Source organism: Alcanivorax sp. MD8A (assembly GCF_002888555.1).
GTDB lineage: Bacteria > Pseudomonadota > Gammaproteobacteria > Pseudomonadales > Alcanivoracaceae > Alcanivorax.
The window spans coordinates 166,368-182,489 of record NZ_AQOQ01000001.1 but is presented as its reverse complement, the minus strand read 5'-3'; the positions used below and the strand labels follow the sequence as shown (position 1 = coordinate 182,489).

The following is a 16,122-nucleotide window of genomic DNA, read 5'->3' as shown; positions in this document are numbered from 1 at the left end:
GACCTTTCAGTCAGCACTGACAATATGGACAGTATTATGAACAGGTATTCCTGTCCTTTGCAACCCTGTTTGTCAGATCCAGGGATGCGTACGATAAAGTCCGTCTGATTGTGGCTACTGGAGGCGCGCGATCAAGCCCTTGAGGGCTTCCAGAATGGTCTGCTGACGAACGGCATTGCGGTCACCCTCAAACTGGAAACAGCGGGCCTCGGCATACCCCAGCTTCTGACCCCAGGCGATCCACACCGTGCCCACGGGCTTGTCAGCGGTGCCGCCATCCGGCCCGGCCACGCCGGTCACAGCCACACTGATATGGCCGCGGGAATGCTCGATGGCACCGCGTGCCATCTCCAGCGCCACCGCTTCACTGACCGCTCCGTGGCTGGCCAGTGTCTGCGCCTGCACACCCAGCAGGTCCTGCTTGGCGTCATTGGAATAGGACACCATGCCGCGCTCGAACCAGGCAGACGAGCCAGGCATGGCCGTCATGGCCTGGGCGATACCGCCGCCGGTGCAGGATTCCGCCGTCACCACCATCAGGCGCTGGCGGGTCAATTGAAGGGCCAGGGATTCAACCGCGTTGGGAATGTCTTGCGGGTTCACGCATCGCTCCAGTGAGGATTCTGGAACGCACTGTAGCATTTTCAGAGCAACGCAAAACGCTCTTCTGTTGTATATCGCTCGGGACGATACCCCCACACCTCTTCGATTCGGTGCGGGGTGAGTACAGCTTCCGGCTCTCCATCCGCCACCAGCTCTCCCTCTGCCAGCACCAGACAGCGCATGCCGTAGCGAAGCACCTGATTCAGGTCGTGCAACACCGCCAGGACGGTAATGCGGCGCTGCTGCGCCAGCCGCACTGCCAACCGCAAAATATTGTGTTGCTGCCCCAGATCCTGTGCAGACACGGGTTCATCCAGTAACAACAGTGGCGTCTTCTCGGCCTGCACCAACTGCACCAACACCCGAGCCAGGTGCACCCGCTGCTTTTCACCACCGGACAGGCCGGGAAAGCTGCGCGCAGCCAGGTGCAGGCAATCCGCATCGATCATGGCGGCCCGCACCACATCGGCGCCGGCCTGGCGCGACAACGACAACGGCATCAGCCCCATCTCGACCACTTCACGGGCACTGAACGGGAACGTCAGGCTGCTGGCCTGGGGTAGCACTGCCACATGTCGGGCCCGCTCCTGAGTGTTCCAGTGTCGCAGTGATTGACCATGAAAAAGCAACTCGCCACGACAAGCCGCCTCGCCACTGATGGCCTTGAGCAAGGAAGATTTCCCCGCACCATTGGGCCCCAGCAATGCCACAAACTGCCCCGCGGGCAAGGTCAGATTGTCCAGTTGCAGCAAACGCCGACCACCGGCTTCAACAAGCAGATCACAAAGCTCAAGCACCGGACAGACTCCATTGCTTACGCTGTTGCAGCAGCAGGATCAGAAAGAACGGCGCACCCAACAAGGCGGTCAACAATCCCACGGGCAATTCAGCCGGGCTCACCAGGGTGCGCGCCGCCAGGTCCGAGAGCATCAGCAGCACGGCCCCGGTCAGTGCCGACAGCGGTAACAGGCGGCGGTGATCCGGGCCGCAGGACAAGCGCACCAGATGCGGCACCACCAGCCCTACAAAGCCGATAATGCCGCTGCACGCCACCGCAATGCCCACCCCCAGCGCCGCCAGCACAATCAACTCCAGTTTCATGCGCTCCACCGGCACCCCCAGATGGCGCGCCTCGGATTCCCCCAACAAAAAAGCATTGAGCGGCCCGGCCCGGCGCTGAAACCAGGTCGCCAGCATCACAAACGCCACCAACGCCAGTAGCACCTGCTGATGATTGGCCCCATTCAGCGAGCCCATCTGCCAGACGCTGAGCTCCCGCAGCCGGGTATCGTCGGTGAAATAACTGAGAAAGCCGATCCCTGCCCCAGCGAACGCCGCCACCGCCACCCCGGCCAGCAGCAGCATCACCACTGAGGTCCCAGCCGAAGAACGCGCCAGCGAATACACCAGTAACGTGGTCAGCAGCCCGGCGACAAAAGCCGAAGACGGTACCGCCCATATCTGCCAGGCGACCGGCAGCACCACGATCTCCAACACCGCACCCACCGCCGCCCCGGAGGACACCCCGATGATGCCAGGGTCTGCCAGAGGATTACGAAACAACCCCTGCATTACCGCACCGCACTGAGCCAGAATCGCCCCGACCAGCATGGCCAGCAACAAACGTGGCAAGCGGAGCTCCAGTACAATGACCTTCTCGTGGCTGAGTAACCCGGAGCGGTCGCTGCTAAACACCGCATCCCAGATGGCGGTCAGGCTGCCAGAGGCAGGCATCGACACGGCCCCCTGAGTCAGGGACAACACCACACCCACCATCAGCAAACTGATGAGAACGGCGGCGGCAGGAATCGCCGGCAATCGGTTCATACTTCGCCCATATTCAGTGGCTGGAAGGATCCGGATTGCCCACCGCGTTGGCGACCCGTTCTGCCTCATCCAGCGCTGCCAGGCTCAAACCCGCCACAAGGCTGGCACCATCCACACTGTAAATATGCCCGCGTTTGCCTGCCGGCGTGTGCGCCAACAAGGGCTGGCTGTCCAGCAGTGCCGCGGCCGGATCTCCGCTCATCTCTCCGGCCACCAAAATCACATCCGGCTCCATAGCCAGCAGGGACTCCATGGACACAGTGCGATAGTTCTCGAAATCCGCCACGTTATCCGCCCCCAGCAGGTCAATCATTGCCTGCCCGGCATTACTGCCCGCGCCAGCGAGACGGAATCCGCCCCGCGCACTGAGAATGAACGCCACCTTATTGCCCTTCAGGGAATGGGTCTGTAACTCGGCAGTCTGGGCGGCAAAACGGTCCAGCAGACTCTGCGCCTGCGCCTCTCGACCCAGCGCCTCTGCCATCGTCTTCAAATTGCTTTCCAGGGCTGGCAAGGAATAGGCTGCCGGCAGCCGGATCAGCTCGATCCCGGCCCCTTCCAGCACGCTCAGGGTGGTGTCAGGGCCCATGTGATCGGTACCCACCAGATGGGTCGGTGACAGACTCAACAAGCCCTCGGCAGACAGGTTGCGGTGGTAGCCAATGCGCGGCAATTCGGCAAGATCGCCAGACGCCGGGCTGGTCACATCCACTGCCACCAGCGAATCTGCCAGTCCCAGCGCCACAATCATGTTGGTGGCGCCGGCATCCGCACTGATCAATCGCATGGGTTCGGCAGCCTGTACCTGCAACGCCAGCATCAGGCCCGCCAACAGACTCCCGGTCATTTTCACAATTCGCACAACGGCTCCCCTGTCCAACGAATAAACATCCCGGACTCATCCGGTACGAAATACGGTTGCGGGTGTCAGCAATACCCACACCCATCAAGGGTGCAAATACTGGCAGCCTGAGCCACAAACGTCAATGGGAATGATTCCTGTTTACAGCCGACAATCAAATGCATATGCTTGCGCCCCAATCCTGATTCCTGCCAAGCCAGCCCTCGCACGCCAAGCAGATTCGCTGTCCTTTTTGGCTTGTGAGGAAACCCACATGTATTTGCGCAAACGTGCTCTGTCTCTGGCAATCGCACTGGCAGCCAGCCCGGTTATGGCTGACTCCCCTGCAGAAGAACCTATCGTGCTGGCCGAGCTGGCGCCGGTCACCGTCACCGCAACCCGTGATAACAAAACCGAAAAAGAGGCCACCCGCTCCGTGGCCACCGTCAGCCCGGAAAGCATCGAGAGCCGTCAGGCCAGCTCGGCGCCGGAGCTCGTCAAAGACATTCCCAATGTCACCACCGTGGGCGGCCCCCGTTCTGAAAATCAGCGCATCAATATCCGTGGTCTGGAAGGCGCGCGGGTACTGCAACTGGTGGATGGCGCACGTCAGGTCTTTGAATCCGGTCACCGCCCCAGTTACTTCATCGAGCCCGAGCTGATTCGCTCCGCCGAGGTAATTCGTGGCCCGGCCAGCAACCTGTGGGGCTCTGGCGCGGTCGGCGGTGTCGCCTCTTTCAACACCGTGGATCCCACCGACCTGATCCAGCCCGATGCCAGCGTCGGCGGTTTCCTGAAAGGCACCTACAACGACAACAACAATGACAAACGTGGCAGCGCCGCCATTGCAGGCACCACCAAGCATGTGGATTGGCTGGTCAGTGGTTACAACCGCGAGAGTGACGACATGGAAGTGTCCCACGACCAGAACCTGGCCAACTCCGCCAGCCGCGAAGATGGCGGCATGGGCAAACTGGTCTGGCATCTGGCCGACAACCAGAACATTGCCTTTACCGCGCGGCAGGCAGACTTCTCCGGCGGTGTGCCTTCCAATGGCAGCGCTCCCGCCAATGGCACCAGCAACTTCCTGATCCAGCGCGACCAGACCACCCGCAATGCGGCCATCGACTACCGCCATCTGGGCAACGGTGACGGCACCAACAGCCAGGCCATGTTCTACTGGAATGGCGTGGAGATGGATGAAACCCGCGAAAGTGATGGCCGCCCGGACAGCACCCAGCTGGACCTGTATGGCATCAACCTGAACCACACCGCCATGCTCGGCAAACTGGAATTGCTGATGGGGGTCGACGGCTACCAGGAACAATTCAGTGCAGAGCGAGGCGGCAGCAACCGGCCCACCCCGCCAGACGCCACCACCGATGTCTGGGGCGTCTTTGCCCAGGGTACCTACCCGCTCACCGGCGCACTGGATCTGGAGCTCGGCGTGCGCTATGACGACTTCGCCACCAAGGCCGACAACCTCAGCGAAGACCGCAGCGACAGTGCCGTCTCCCCTTCTGCCGCGCTGAGCTGGCAAGCGGCCGAGTGGGCCCGTGTCACCCTTCGTCACGATCAGGCCTTCCGGGCCCCAAGCGCCGAAGAGCTGTACAGCACCGGCACCCATTTCTGCATGGGCCCGGGGTTCTGCAACACCTTTGTTTCCAACCCGGATCTGGACCCGGAACAGGCCGCCAACAACGAACTGTTGGTGCGCATGGACTGGAACGAGCTGGCCGGGGGCGACAGCCTCACCGTCAAGGCGGCTATCTTCCAGAACAAAGTGGACAACTTCATCGAACAAATCGTGACCCCGCCTGTGTTCTTCCCGCCGCCGGCCATGGACCCGGGCAACACCTACTGGGTCAACGTGGACAAGGCCACCCTGGAAGGCTTCGAGCTGGAGGCGGAATACCGTCTTGAGGCGCTTGGTGTTCGACTCGGCTATGGCCAGACCCGCGGCGAAGATGAAGATACCGGTGAAGACCTGACCAACATCCCGGCAGACACCCTGAACGCCGACCTGTTCTACGGCTTCTGGGATAGCCAGTTCACCGCCGGTGTGCGCATGATCCACGCCCGTGAACAGGACCTGACCGATTACGCCACCAATACCGGCAACACCACCTACGACGGCTACACCGTCACCGACCTGTATGCCAGCTGGACCCCGAAAGCCTGGCCGGCCATCCGTGCCGATGTGACCGTGAACAACATCACCGACCGCAGCTACCGGGTAGCCTGGTCCGAACTGGACAGCCCCGGCCGCGCGATCATTTCCTCACTGCGCTATCAATTCTGATAGCGCCCGGAGACGCTCATGACCCAGCCACAACTTTCGTTGCCAGGCAGTGACGCCAAAGCCTTGATGCAGCTGCTCGCCACCTGGGACAACACCACCACCATCGTGCTGCACGGCGGCTGTGTGTTCGAATTCAAGGGCCCCTTCCCCGCCGGCAAGGAAGGGGAAGGTTATTTCAACCTGGATGGCCCGGTTCCCGGCTTCCACGGCCATATCCGCCTGGATGCCGTCGACCATATCTATTTGCAGAGCCGCCAGCACCGTGGCCGTGACAGCCATGCGTTCTGTTTTCAGGACAAGCAGGGCGACAATATCTTCAAGGTATTTCTCGGCCGCGACAGCAATGGCCAACTGCTGGAGAACCAACTGAAAACCTACCTGAACATTCGTGACACCCTCAGCCTGCCCAACACCGGAGCCGACCAATGAGTAGTGAAGGTTTTACCCGCAAGATCAACCAGGAAGTGGTCGACTTCATCCTCAGCCGGCGCAGCTTGCAACTGGCCAGCATCCGCGACGACGGCGCGCCCTTTGCGTCCTATGCACCCTTCGCCATCGGCGACGAGTGCCTCTATGTGTTGATCAGCGAAATTGCCGTGCACGCACGCAACCTGCAGGCCAATCCCCTGGCCTCTGTGCTGATCGTGGAAGATGAAAACAGTGCAGAAGAACTGTTTGCCCGCAAGCGGGTGAACTATTTGATGGATGCCGAAAAGCTGCAGGAAGACAGCCCGGAATGGAAAACCGGTGTAGACACTCTTCACCAACGTCTGGGCGAGCGCATTCTCAACCTGAGCACCCTGGGGGATTTCAAGCTGTTCCGCCTGATCCCACGCGAAGGTCGCTACGTAAAAGGGTTCGCTCGCGCCTATCAACTGGAAGGCAAAACCCTGGCCGGTGAAGCGGTCAACCACATGCGCGATGGACACCGCAAACGCAAAGCATAACCCGGACACGGGGCCAGATGACTGAAGTCTGGCCCTCCGTTGTTGATCTACTTCCCTTCCAGCTCTGCCAGCGACTCTTCCAGATAATCCAGCATGCGCTGAATCCGGGGCAGGGTTTCGCGGCAGGCGATGATGCCGAATTCCAGGCTGTCGCAGTAGCTGAACACGGTGATGTTGAGCGCATAACCGTGCATCACCAGCGACACCGGATACGACGCCAGCATTTTCGCATCGCCCATGTACAAGGGTTGCTTCGGCCCCGGCACATTGGAAATCACCAGATTGAACAGCGGATTGATACGCCCGGAGATCCCGGTCATCTGCCCCACCGACAACGGCAGGTTGGAGATCATGGTGAAGATATCGATCTCCGCTTTTTCCATGGATTTGAGCCGGCCCTTCACGCCGTTCATGGAATCCTTGATGGCTTCCAGCCGCTCCAGCGGATCATGCAGGTGGGTGCCCAGACTCACCTGCACCGCGGTAATGGCATTGCCGCCATCACCCGCCTCCTCTGCCGAACGCAGCGCCACCGGCACCTGAGCCACCAGCGGATCATGGGGAAGCTTGTCCAGTGACAGCAGGTAGCGGCGCATGGCACCCCCACACATGGCCAGGAAGATATCGTTGACCGTCCCGTCGTGCTTCTCGGCGGCCACCTTGATGCGCTCCAGCGACCAGGACTGGGCGGCGAAGCGTCGCGCCCCGGTGACCCGGTGATTGAAAACGGTCTTGGGGGCCTGATAGATGGTTTTGATATTGCTTTCTTTGGGCTGGCGCATCAGGTCCACAAACTGCCCGGTACCGCGCTGCAGATTACGCAGGGATTTCACCAGCCCGGCCGGCGCCGGCCCCTTCTTTTTGCGCTTGTGCGGCAGTCGGGTATTCCACTCGGAAGACCAGGGCGGCGGGAAGTGATCGTCCGGACTGGTGGCCATGCGCGACTGCAGCAAGTTCATGCCGCCAGCACCGTCCATCATGGAATGGTGCATCTTGTTGTAGACCGCAAAGCGATTCCCTTCCAGCCCTTCGATCAGATAGGTTTCCCACAGCGGCCGGCTGGGATCGAGACGCTGGGCGTGCAGGCGGGAGACCAGCGCCAGCAGCTCACGCACCCGCCCAGGTCGCGGCAGTGCCGAATGGCGAACATGGTAGTCAATGTCGAAATTGGGGTCGGTAATCCAGCTGGAGTCCAGCCCGCCCGGGATGCGCGAATGCAACTTCTGGTTGAACGGCCGGCAGATCCCTTCCACATCCACCATGCGCCGGTACACCTGCTCCATGTAGTCCGCCTGGGCATCATCCGGCAAACCATACAGCTGCAACATGCCAATATGCATGGGGGTTTCACGGGTTTCCATTAACAGGAAACCCGCATCAAAAATGGATAGTTTCTTGCCCAAGGTGTGCACTCCTGCGCGCATTCATCAACGAAGGGTTATGCACGCCACGTTACGCACCGCGCAGGCAAGTCACCATGACACTGAAAGGAACCTCGTGATCAAAACGGACAAAATATACAATTTGTCTCAATTTGGTTGCACGAGGGCTACGCCTGGCTCTCCAGCTCCGCCAGCGAGGCCTCGAAATAATCCAGAAAGCGCTGAATATGCGGCAGCGTGTCGCGGCACCCGATCACCCCGAACTCCAGGCTGTCCTTGTAACTCACTACCGTGATGTTCAGGGCATAGCCGTGCAACACCAGCGAGACCGGATAGGTGGCAAGCATCTCGGCGCCATTCAGGTAAAGCGTCTCTTTGGGGCCTGGCACATTGGAAATCACCAGATTGAACATGGGGCTCACCCGCCCGGAAAGTCCGGTCACCTGCCCCAACGACAGCGGGACATTGGTGAGCACCGTATAGACATCAATTTCCGCCTTCTGCATGTCTCCCAGACGGGATTTGACCCCTTTCATGGAATCCTGAATGGCATCCAGGCGCGCCTGGGGATCGTCGATATGGGTCCCCAGACTGACCTGCACCGTGGTAATCGCGTTGCCGCCATCCGCCGCCTGGTCTGCGCTACGCAACGCAACCGGCACCTGCGCCACCAGCGGATCATCCGGCAGGGAATCCTGACTCAGCAGGTAGCGGCGCAGGGCGCCACCGCACATGGCAAGAAAGATGTCGTTTACGGTACCGCCATGCTGTTTTGCCACCGCCTTGATGCGAGGTAGCGACCAGGATTGCGCAGCAAACCGTCGTGCCCCGGTGACACGTCGGTTCAACTGGGTTTTGGGTGCACGGTAGATGGTTTTCACATTGCCATCGCGGGGCTGACGCAACAGATCGACCAGCTGGCCACTGCCCCGGCGCAGATTATTAACGGTGTTTTTCATCCCGCTCACGCCCGACACCGCAGGGGCACCACTACTCTTGCGTGGCTTGCGCTCGGCCTCCCACTTGCCTGACCAGGGCACCGGCAGGCGGTCCTGCGCGCTGGTGGCCAGCCGCGACTGCATCAGGTACATCCCGGCCACGCCGTCCACCATGGAATGGTGCATCTTGGTGTAGAGCGCAAACCGGTTCCCTTCCAGCCCCTCAATCAGGTAGCTCTCCCACAACGGCCGGCTGGGGTCCAGACGCTGGGCATGCAACCGCGACACCAGCGCCAGCAACTCGCGCACTCGCCCTGGCCGCGGCAAGGCAGAATGACGGACGTGGTAATCAATATCGAACGAGGTATCTTCCACCCAACCGGCATCCATTCGCAGCGGCAAGTGAGACTGGATCTTCTGGTTAAACGGACGACAGATACCCTCCACATCCACCAGATAACGGTAAATGCTTTCCATGTAATCCGCCGGCGCCTCCTCGGGGATGGCAAACAAGGCCAGCCCACCCACATGCATGGGCGTCTCCCGGGTTTCCATCATCAGCCAGCCGGAATCCATGATGGACAGTTTCTTGGCCATTAACAGGCTCCTTATTGTTATGAATACACACCGATCACCCCAACCATCATGCGGGTTTTACCGCAAAAAACACTATGGAATTGGTTGTGTTTGGTAAGTGGCAGATCCAGAACAAACAAGGCCCCATCCGGGACCTTGTGTTTCAACGCAGTGGAAAATGCATCCTGCCTCAGGCGGTAATGTCTGTCGCCGGGCCAAAAAATTCGAACCGGATGTCTTCGCTCGCTACCCCACGCCCGGCAAGCAGCTGCCACCCCTGACGCAACATCGGCGCCGGCCCGCACAGGTAAAACGCCGGGGCCTGTTCGCCCACCAGCGAGTCCAGCAAAGCCGAATCCAGCAAGCCATGACTGACGCCTTGCTGCACGCTGTCCTCTGGTAACGGGTCGCTATAGCGCACGTGAACCCTCAGATGAGGAAAGTCTCCCTGCAACTGCGCCAGCTCACTGGCGAACGGACGCACCGCGCTATTCAAGACACACTGGACAAGCAACACCTCACGGTTCGGGTTAGCCTCCAGCGCCGCGTAGAGCATGGACAGCAACGGCGTGATCCCGACGCCACCCGCAATCAACACCAGCGCACGATCGTCCCCGGTATCCAGGGTGAACTCACCACAAGGTGGCGCCAGCTCCACCACATCGCCTTCCGCCAGCTGCTGGTGAATAAAGGAAGAACACACCCCGTCGGGCGCACCCGCTTCCCGTGTTCGCTCATGTTTCACACTAATGCGGTACTGGTCCGCGCCGGGCCGGTTAGACAGGCTGTAATTACGCATGATTGGTTCACCCCCCGCCTGTGGCGCTACCCGAACGGTGATGTATTGCCCCGGCAGATGCGGGTGCAGTGACTTGCCATCTTCCGGCGCCAGATACAGGGAACGAATCGTGTCGCTTTCAGTAACAGCGCGTTTGACCACGAAACGTTTGAAACCGGTCCAGCCATAATCCTGCTGATGGTGATCGTAGATCTGTTTTTCCCGGTGAATAAAGATATCCGCCAGCACGCCATAGGCAGCCCCCCAGGCATCAATTACCGCCGGGGTCGCAGCCTCGCCAAGCACTTCCTGAATAGAGGCCAACAGGTTGGCCCCAACAATGGGGTAATGCTCTGCCTGAATGCCCAACGACGCATGTTTCTGCGCGATCAACTCCACCGCACTGGCCAACGCCTCCGGTGTCTCGATGTTCTGCGCGTAGGCCAGCACGGCCCCGGCCAGCGCACGCTGCTGGGTGCCCGCTTTCTGATGGGCCGGGTTAAAGAACCGCAACACCTCGGGGTTTTCCCGAAACATACGCTCGTAGAAGTGACGAGTAAGCGCCTCGCCTCCTTCCTGCAGTACCGGAACAGTTTGCTTGATCACGGCCAGTTGGGACGCTGTGAGCATGGCGGTCTCCTTGGGGTAGTAGTCGCGCCGACTAAAAGTGGTATTTTACATGCCTATTTATAAAAGGCATATTAGATACCACTTTTAACGTGGTCAAGCCCCGGTACGAATGCCATGCAACTTTCCACTCATACGGATTACTCGCTGCGCACCTTGATTCACCTCTCCCTGCGTGGCGGAGATACTCCGGTAACGGTGCAGGAGATCGCCCGCGACTACGGCATTTCCGCCAACCATGTGGCCAAGGTCGCCCAGACCCTGTCGCAACTGGGCTACGTCAAAAGCTTGCGTGGTCGGGGTGGCGGCCTGGTGCTGGCGCAATCCCCGCAGGCAATCAATGTGGGGGGGCTGGTACGTCAAACCGAGAATCTGAAACTGTTGGAGTGCTTCGGCCCCAATCCCCCCTGCCCGATTGATCCGGCCTGCAAACTCAAACGCGTCCTGCAGCAGGCACAACAGGCATTTCTGGAAGTCCTTGATGGCTACACCCTGGACCAACTGGCACGGAACCGACGGGAACTGGAACAGCTACTTTTCAAAGGCCCCGCCTGAGCCAAAAACATCACTGGACAAAAACCGCCGACCGGCTAATCTGCCCCTATGAGAACACGCCTGACCCCCTGTCGCCGTCTGTGCGACCAACCCCTTTCTTTGTCAGCCTTCACCCCTGCGAAGGCTGCGAGCACCCCTGCCCGTCATTCCTGACGCCGAACGCCCGTGATGCAGGGAGTTCGGCGAAGCCCACATCCCTCTTTTCGGCTTTATACTCAGGAAAACACCATGACCACCTTACCCCCGATTACCGTTAGCCAACTGGACAGGGACCGGCTCTATGCATTGCTGGAGCGGCTCGACGACGAATCAGAGCAGATTGAATTTCTGTATCGAGAGCTTGAGCGGGCGACCGTTGTCGCCCCCGATATGCTGCCGGCCAACGTGGCCAGCCTGGGCAGCAAATTGACGTTCCGCAACGAAGATACCGGCAAGGAGCACGTTCGCATTCTGGTGATGCCCCGCGAGCTGGAACACTATCCAGACGGCATTTCCATCCTCACTCCTGCTGGCGCGGCAATGCTGGGTCTGGAAATCGGCGCCAGCATCCTCTGGCACCACCGGGGAAAGCCGTTAAACCTGACTCTTCTAGCCGTCAGCCGCAGCTGACATTGTAATGAGACCCATTCCCACTTAGGATGTGCAAACCTTACACTTTACCAATGCACAGGGAAGGCGGATGTCGCAGGGAACCTCGCCGGGTACGCAACCACTCGAAGCGCTCTACCATGAACATCACCCCTGGTTGCAGCGCTGGTTGCAGCGCCGACTGGGGTGCCATGCCCTGGCCGCAGACCTGGCTCAGGATACCTTTATCCGGATACTGACCCGGCCTCGCCCCCTGAATAACGTAAACACCGCGCGAAGCTACCTTCGAACCATTGCCGAGCGGCTATGCATTGACCTGTGGCGGCGGCAGTCCATCGAGCAGGCCTGGTTGGACGTTCTTGCATCCCGGCCACAAGAGATGGATATCTCTCCTGAAGACAGCGCCATCATCATTGAGACGTTTTGCGAACTCGACGACATGTTGCGCCGGCTGCCGGAGAAAGTGGCAACCGCTTTTATCCTCTCGCAAATTGAAGGCCTGACCTATCGGGATATCGCCCTGAAGCTGAACGTATCGGAACGCACGATCAAGAATTACATGGCCAGGGCCATGATGGAGTGCGTGTTGATCGAAGCTCGCTTCCATGAAGCGGTGAACTGAATGGCAACGCCGGCACTTCCCGATCATAAAATTCTGCAGGAAGCTGCACATTGGTTTGCCACTCTGGCTGATGAGAAGGCCAGTGCAGAAGACAGAGTGCAATGGCAGGCATGGCTCAATCAACATCCAGATCATCATCAGGCCTGGCAATATGTGGAACAGGTTGGACAGCGTTTTTTTACCGCCCAGCAACAGGCAGGCAGAGAGAATGCCAGCCAGATAATTCGCTCAACTCGTCAACGCCGAATTGGCCGGCGACAGGTACTGGGCGGCGGCGCCGCAGGGCTGGCAATGTGGTTGGTTTGGCGCCAAACCCCACTTGCCTCGGTCAGCCAGCGTCTCGCCAACAGCCTGAGCGCCGATCATCACACGACTATCGGCGAACAACGCCAGCTGATCTTGGCCGATGGTGGCCAGTTATGGCTCAACACCGCCACCGCTGTTGACATCCGCTACCAGGAAACCGGGCGAAACATTACCCTCCTGGACGGCGAGATCCTGATTGACACCGCCCCGGATGCATTGCAGCGATCTTTCGTCGTTCACACACCCCAAGGCAGCCTGCGCGCCCTGGGCACCCGCTTTGCAGTGCAACAACAGAGCTCCCGGGTGCTGCTGGCGGTGTATCAGGGTGCCGTAGAAATTCGAACCCAACAGGGCCAGTTTCTAACGGTGCAGGCCGGCCAGCAAAGTACCTTCAGTAACAGCCATATCGGCAAACCACAGCCTGCAGACAATGCCCGCCAAGCCTGGGCGAACGGCTTGATCATCGCCAACCACATTCCGTTGCGATCGTTGGTCGACGAACTGGCCCGTTATCGGCATGGCCACCTCTCCGTATCCCCCCAGGTTGCTGAACTTCAGGTCGTCGGCACCTACCCGACCGACCAACCCGACCACGCCCTGGCCATGCTGGAAGCCACCTTGCCAGTCAAAGTGGAGCGCCTGTTCCCCTGGTGGGTCACCATTTCACCAGAACAATGACACGAGACGTGCCTTAACGCTGTACCTGGTCAGGTGTGCAAACGACAAACCCTGAGACTTTTCTCCCCGGTGCTTTCCCTTTTTCTCTGCTCATTCGTGTAGAGACATAGAACTGTCAAATTACCCTGGAGGAAGGCCTCACCATGCAGCAAACATTCCCCACCATCCGGCACCGGCTAACACCGCTAGCCGTGGCGACCCACTTCACTTTCGGCAGCGCGTTCCTTGCCAGCATTGCGCTGCCGATCATGCTGCCGCAACAGGCCATGGCCGAAACCCAGTCCGTCACACTGAATATTCCCGCCGGCTCACTGGCTGCGGCGTTGAACACCTTTGCCGAACAGGCGGGGGTCTATCTCAGCACCAACGGCAAGCTGGTGGCAGGCAAGCAAAGCAACGGTCTTCAGGGCACTTTCAGTGTTGAACAGGGCCTGAACCAGCTGCTTCAAGGCAGCGGCCTCAGCTACCGGTTCTCTGACAACAATACCGTCTCGATCATCAGTGCTGAGCAGGACTCGGCCTCCACGCTCGATCCGATCCAGGTCAGTGCCGGTGCCCGCAATGGCGCCGCCCCATCCACCGAAAGCACCATGTCTTACACAAAAGAAGAAATCAGCTCCACCACCAAACTGCGACTCAGCCCACGGGAAACGCCGCAGATTGTTAACGTGGTAACCCATCAAGTGGCCGAGGATTTCGGCGCCCAGGATATGGAAGACATCCTTAATCTCGCGCCCGGCGTCAGTGTTGGACACACCGATGATGACCGCAGAAGCTACACCGCACGCGGCTATGCCATGGCCATTCAGTATGATGGCCTACCCTCCACCTCGGGTATTGATGGAGGGGTGGTCGCTGGCCCCGATAGCGCCCTGCTGGACAGCACCGAGATCCTGCTGGGGGCAGCGGGACTCATGAATGGGGCAGGACAACCCGGCGGCGTCATTAATATGAACTACAAACGTCCGACCCGTGACTATCAGGCGTCCGCCGAGCTGATGGCAGGGAGCTGGGATCTGCGTCGCATGGTGGTAGACGTCTCCGGCGGTCTGACCGAATCAGATCGTATCCGCGCTCGCGTGGTCGCCGTTGACCAGGCAGAAGAGTCCTTCCGGAATGTGGAGCGTGAAAAGAAAAAGGTCTTCTACTCCATCATCGAGGGCGACCTGACCGACAGCACCCTCCTCAGCCTGAGCATCCAGACGCAAGATATCTACGATAACGTCACTGACCGTAGCGGCCTCCCCTCTGACAATGCCGGTAACGACATGGACTGGAGCCGCTCCACCTTCCTGGCCCCCGCCTGGAATCGCTGGAACAAATATGCCACCACCTATCGTGCCAAGGTAGAACAACAGCTGCCGTCTGACTGGTTATTGATCGTGCAGGCCTCCACCATGAAATCCGAAGCAGACTGGCTGTTCGGCACCCTGTCGAGCTTTGATTCCGATACGGGAGACGCCACCTTCAGTCGGTGGGGGCAGTACAACAAGGAGACCAGTGACGATGCTGAGCTCTACCTGCGAGGCCCACTGGAATTATTCGGACGGAGCCATGAATTGGTGTTCGGCGGCAACTGGACAGAAAGGTTGTGGACCGGAATCTCCGGCGACGGCACGGATTACAGCACCAACCTGTATGGCTTTGATCCGCAGACCAGTGTCCCCGCCCCTGAGATAACACTCAATCAGCCCATCAACGATCAAATCACCCGCCAGTATGGCGGCTACGCTGCCGGTCACTTCACGGTAACAGACCGCCTTAAAGCGATCATTGGCAGTCGCCTGAGCTGGTATCACTACGAGTATTCCGGCACCGAACGGGACGAAGATCGCATCGTTACGCCTTATATGGGGCTGACCTATGACCTGAACAGCTGGGCCTCTGTTTACGCCAGTTATACGGATATCTTCAACCCGCAATCGGCCAAAGACACCAGTGGAAACACGCTGGACCCGGAGCTGGGCGCCAGCTACGAAGCAGGTTTCAAAGGAGAGTTTTACGACGGACTGCTCAACGCCTCCGTTACTGCCTTCAGAATCCGCAAAGACAACGAAGCACTACTGAACTCCAGCATTCCTTTTGATGCCAACAATGCTTGTGGTGGCTGGTGCTATGAAGCCAATGGCAAGACTACCACCGATGGCTTTGACCTTGGCCTGGCAGGACGAGTGACTGAAAGCATCCAGATCATGGGCGGTTTTACCCAGTACAAAAAAGACGACAACGACGAGACCGTTCGCATTACCAAACTCTCCGGTAGCTACACCCCGCCCAGTCAAAAATGGAGTACCGGCGTTAGCATCGATAACAGCACCAAAAGCTACGGCCAGTGGGGTATGTCGCAAGACGCCCGCACCCTCGTCGGCGCTTTCGGCCGTTACCAGATCAACCCGCAGCTGGACATCGCATTGAACCTGCACAACCTGCTTGACGAAGAGTATTACGCTAACGCCATTGATTCTGGTTATGGCCGCCAATACTGGGGGGAACCTCGTTCATGGACCGTTGCGCTAAGAGGAAAATGGTAAGCGAATCACGGTAAACTGGCT

At 59.3% G+C, this 16,122-nt stretch carries 15 protein-coding genes; 8 read left to right on the top strand and 7 right to left on the bottom strand.

The annotated features are described in order from the left end of the window. Positions 1-114 precede the first annotated feature (114 nt). Genes A15D_RS00750 through A15D_RS00735 form a run of 4 tightly spaced genes read right to left on the bottom strand, consistent with a single transcriptional unit; the run spans position 115 to position 3,292 of the window. Positions 115-603 carry a CinA family protein gene (locus A15D_RS00750; RefSeq protein WP_255407644.1) on the bottom strand — a complete coding sequence of 163 codons (489 nt, stop codon included), beginning with the start codon at positions 601-603 and terminating at the stop codon, positions 115-117. Positions 604-644: 41 nt separating this feature from the next. Further along, positions 645-1,400, bottom strand: coding sequence for a heme ABC transporter ATP-binding protein (locus A15D_RS00745; RefSeq protein WP_102790373.1), 756 nt, complete (start codon positions 1,398-1,400; stop codon positions 645-647). After that, the gene (locus tag A15D_RS00740) at positions 1,393-2,430 is read right to left on the bottom strand and encodes an iron ABC transporter permease (protein ID WP_199175722.1); all 1,038 of its coding nucleotides are present in this window, start codon (positions 2,428-2,430) and stop codon (positions 1,393-1,395) included. Before A15D_RS00740 ends, A15D_RS00745 begins: the two co-directional genes overlap by 8 nt. A gap of 13 nt (positions 2,431-2,443) precedes the next feature. Next, the gene (locus A15D_RS00735; RefSeq protein ID WP_102790372.1) at positions 2,444-3,292 is read right to left on the bottom strand and encodes a hemin ABC transporter substrate-binding protein; all 849 of its coding nucleotides are present in this window, start codon (positions 3,290-3,292) and stop codon (positions 2,444-2,446) included. 253 nt (positions 3,293-3,545) lie between these two features. Between A15D_RS00735 and A15D_RS00730 the strand changes: the two genes are divergently transcribed. From A15D_RS00730 to A15D_RS00720, 3 genes are read left to right on the top strand one after another with little or no spacing between them, the layout of a single operon-like run. Then, a complete protein-coding gene (locus A15D_RS00730; RefSeq protein ID WP_199175720.1) occupies positions 3,546-5,573 on the top strand; it encodes a TonB-dependent hemoglobin/transferrin/lactoferrin family receptor in 2,028 nt (675 codons plus the stop codon). An 18-nt stretch (positions 5,574-5,591) separates the two neighbouring features. Continuing rightward, positions 5,592-6,002, top strand: coding sequence for a heme utilization cystosolic carrier protein HutX (hutX, locus tag A15D_RS00725; protein WP_102790371.1), 411 nt, complete (start codon positions 5,592-5,594; stop codon positions 6,000-6,002). After that, positions 5,999-6,520: a HugZ family protein gene (locus A15D_RS00720; RefSeq protein WP_102790370.1), complete on the top strand. Its 522-nt coding sequence runs from the start codon at positions 5,999-6,001 to the stop codon at positions 6,518-6,520. Before hutX ends, A15D_RS00720 begins: the two co-directional genes overlap by 4 nt. Positions 6,521-6,567: 47 nt before the next feature. Here A15D_RS00720 and A15D_RS00715 read toward each other — a convergent pair whose 3' ends face one another. The 3 genes from A15D_RS00715 to hmpA all read right to left on the bottom strand — a co-directional run bounded on the left by A15D_RS00715 (position 6,568) and on the right by hmpA (position 10,824). Beyond that, positions 6,568-7,923: a wax ester/triacylglycerol synthase family O-acyltransferase gene (locus A15D_RS00715; protein ID WP_102790369.1), complete on the bottom strand. Its 1,356-nt coding sequence runs from the start codon at positions 7,921-7,923 to the stop codon at positions 6,568-6,570. A gap of 146 nt (positions 7,924-8,069) precedes the next feature. Further along, positions 8,070-9,437, bottom strand: a complete 1,368-nt coding sequence (locus A15D_RS00710; RefSeq protein WP_102790368.1) for a wax ester/triacylglycerol synthase family O-acyltransferase — start codon at positions 9,435-9,437, stop codon at positions 8,070-8,072. A gap of 169 nt (positions 9,438-9,606) precedes the next feature. Continuing rightward, on the bottom strand, positions 9,607-10,824 hold the full coding sequence (gene hmpA / locus A15D_RS00705) for an NO-inducible flavohemoprotein (RefSeq protein WP_102790367.1): 1,218 nt from the start codon (positions 10,822-10,824) through the stop codon (positions 9,607-9,609). Positions 10,825-10,938: 114 nt separating this feature from the next. On the opposite strand from hmpA, the gene A15D_RS00700 reads away from it, so the two are divergent. The 5 genes from A15D_RS00700 to A15D_RS00680 all read left to right on the top strand — a co-directional run bounded on the left by A15D_RS00700 (position 10,939) and on the right by A15D_RS00680 (position 16,101). Continuing rightward, complete coding sequence (locus tag A15D_RS00700) at positions 10,939-11,376, top strand: Rrf2 family transcriptional regulator (protein ID WP_102790366.1); 438 nt, start codon at positions 10,939-10,941, stop codon at positions 11,374-11,376. Between the two features lie 228 nt (positions 11,377-11,604). Beyond that, the gene (gene rnk, locus A15D_RS00695) at positions 11,605-11,985 is read left to right on the top strand and encodes a nucleoside diphosphate kinase regulator (protein ID WP_158245769.1); all 381 of its coding nucleotides are present in this window, start codon (positions 11,605-11,607) and stop codon (positions 11,983-11,985) included. 70 nt (positions 11,986-12,055) lie between these two features. Next, positions 12,056-12,586: a sigma-70 family RNA polymerase sigma factor gene (locus A15D_RS00690; RefSeq protein WP_102790364.1), complete on the top strand. Its 531-nt coding sequence runs from the start codon at positions 12,056-12,058 to the stop codon at positions 12,584-12,586. Continuing rightward, a complete protein-coding gene (locus tag A15D_RS00685; protein WP_102790363.1) occupies positions 12,587-13,570 on the top strand; it encodes a FecR domain-containing protein in 984 nt (327 codons plus the stop codon). 143 nt (positions 13,571-13,713) lie between these two features. Further along, entirely contained in the window at positions 13,714-16,101 is a 2,388-nt protein-coding gene (locus tag A15D_RS00680) for a TonB-dependent siderophore receptor (protein ID WP_102790362.1), read from the top strand. Positions 16,102-16,122 lie beyond the last annotated feature (21 nt).

Bases quoted from the DNA above. Each gene is read 5' to 3' on its own strand.
- A15D_RS00720 (WP_102790370.1), top strand. From the start codon at position 5,999: ATGAGTAGTGAAGGTTTTACCCGCAAGATCAACCAGGAAGTGGTCGAC.
- A15D_RS00740 (WP_199175722.1), bottom strand. From the start codon at position 2,430: ATGAACCGATTGCCGGCGATTCCTGCCGCCGCCGTTCTCATCAGTTTG.
- A15D_RS00690 (WP_102790364.1), top strand. From the start codon at position 12,056: ATGTCGCAGGGAACCTCGCCGGGTACGCAACCACTCGAAGCGCTCTAC.
- rnk (WP_158245769.1), top strand. From the start codon at position 11,605: ATGACCACCTTACCCCCGATTACCGTTAGCCAACTGGACAGGGACCGG.
- hutX (WP_102790371.1), top strand. From the start codon at position 5,592: ATGACCCAGCCACAACTTTCGTTGCCAGGCAGTGACGCCAAAGCCTTG.
- A15D_RS00710 (WP_102790368.1), bottom strand. From the start codon at position 9,437: ATGGCCAAGAAACTGTCCATCATGGATTCCGGCTGGCTGATGATGGAA.
- hmpA (WP_102790367.1), bottom strand. From the start codon at position 10,824: ATGCTCACAGCGTCCCAACTGGCCGTGATCAAGCAAACTGTTCCGGTA.
- A15D_RS00700 (WP_102790366.1), top strand. From the start codon at position 10,939: ATGCAACTTTCCACTCATACGGATTACTCGCTGCGCACCTTGATTCAC.
- A15D_RS00685 (WP_102790363.1), top strand. From the start codon at position 12,587: ATGGCAACGCCGGCACTTCCCGATCATAAAATTCTGCAGGAAGCTGCA.
- A15D_RS00730 (WP_199175720.1), top strand. From the start codon at position 3,546: ATGTATTTGCGCAAACGTGCTCTGTCTCTGGCAATCGCACTGGCAGCC.
- A15D_RS00680 (WP_102790362.1), top strand. From the start codon at position 13,714: ATGCAGCAAACATTCCCCACCATCCGGCACCGGCTAACACCGCTAGCC.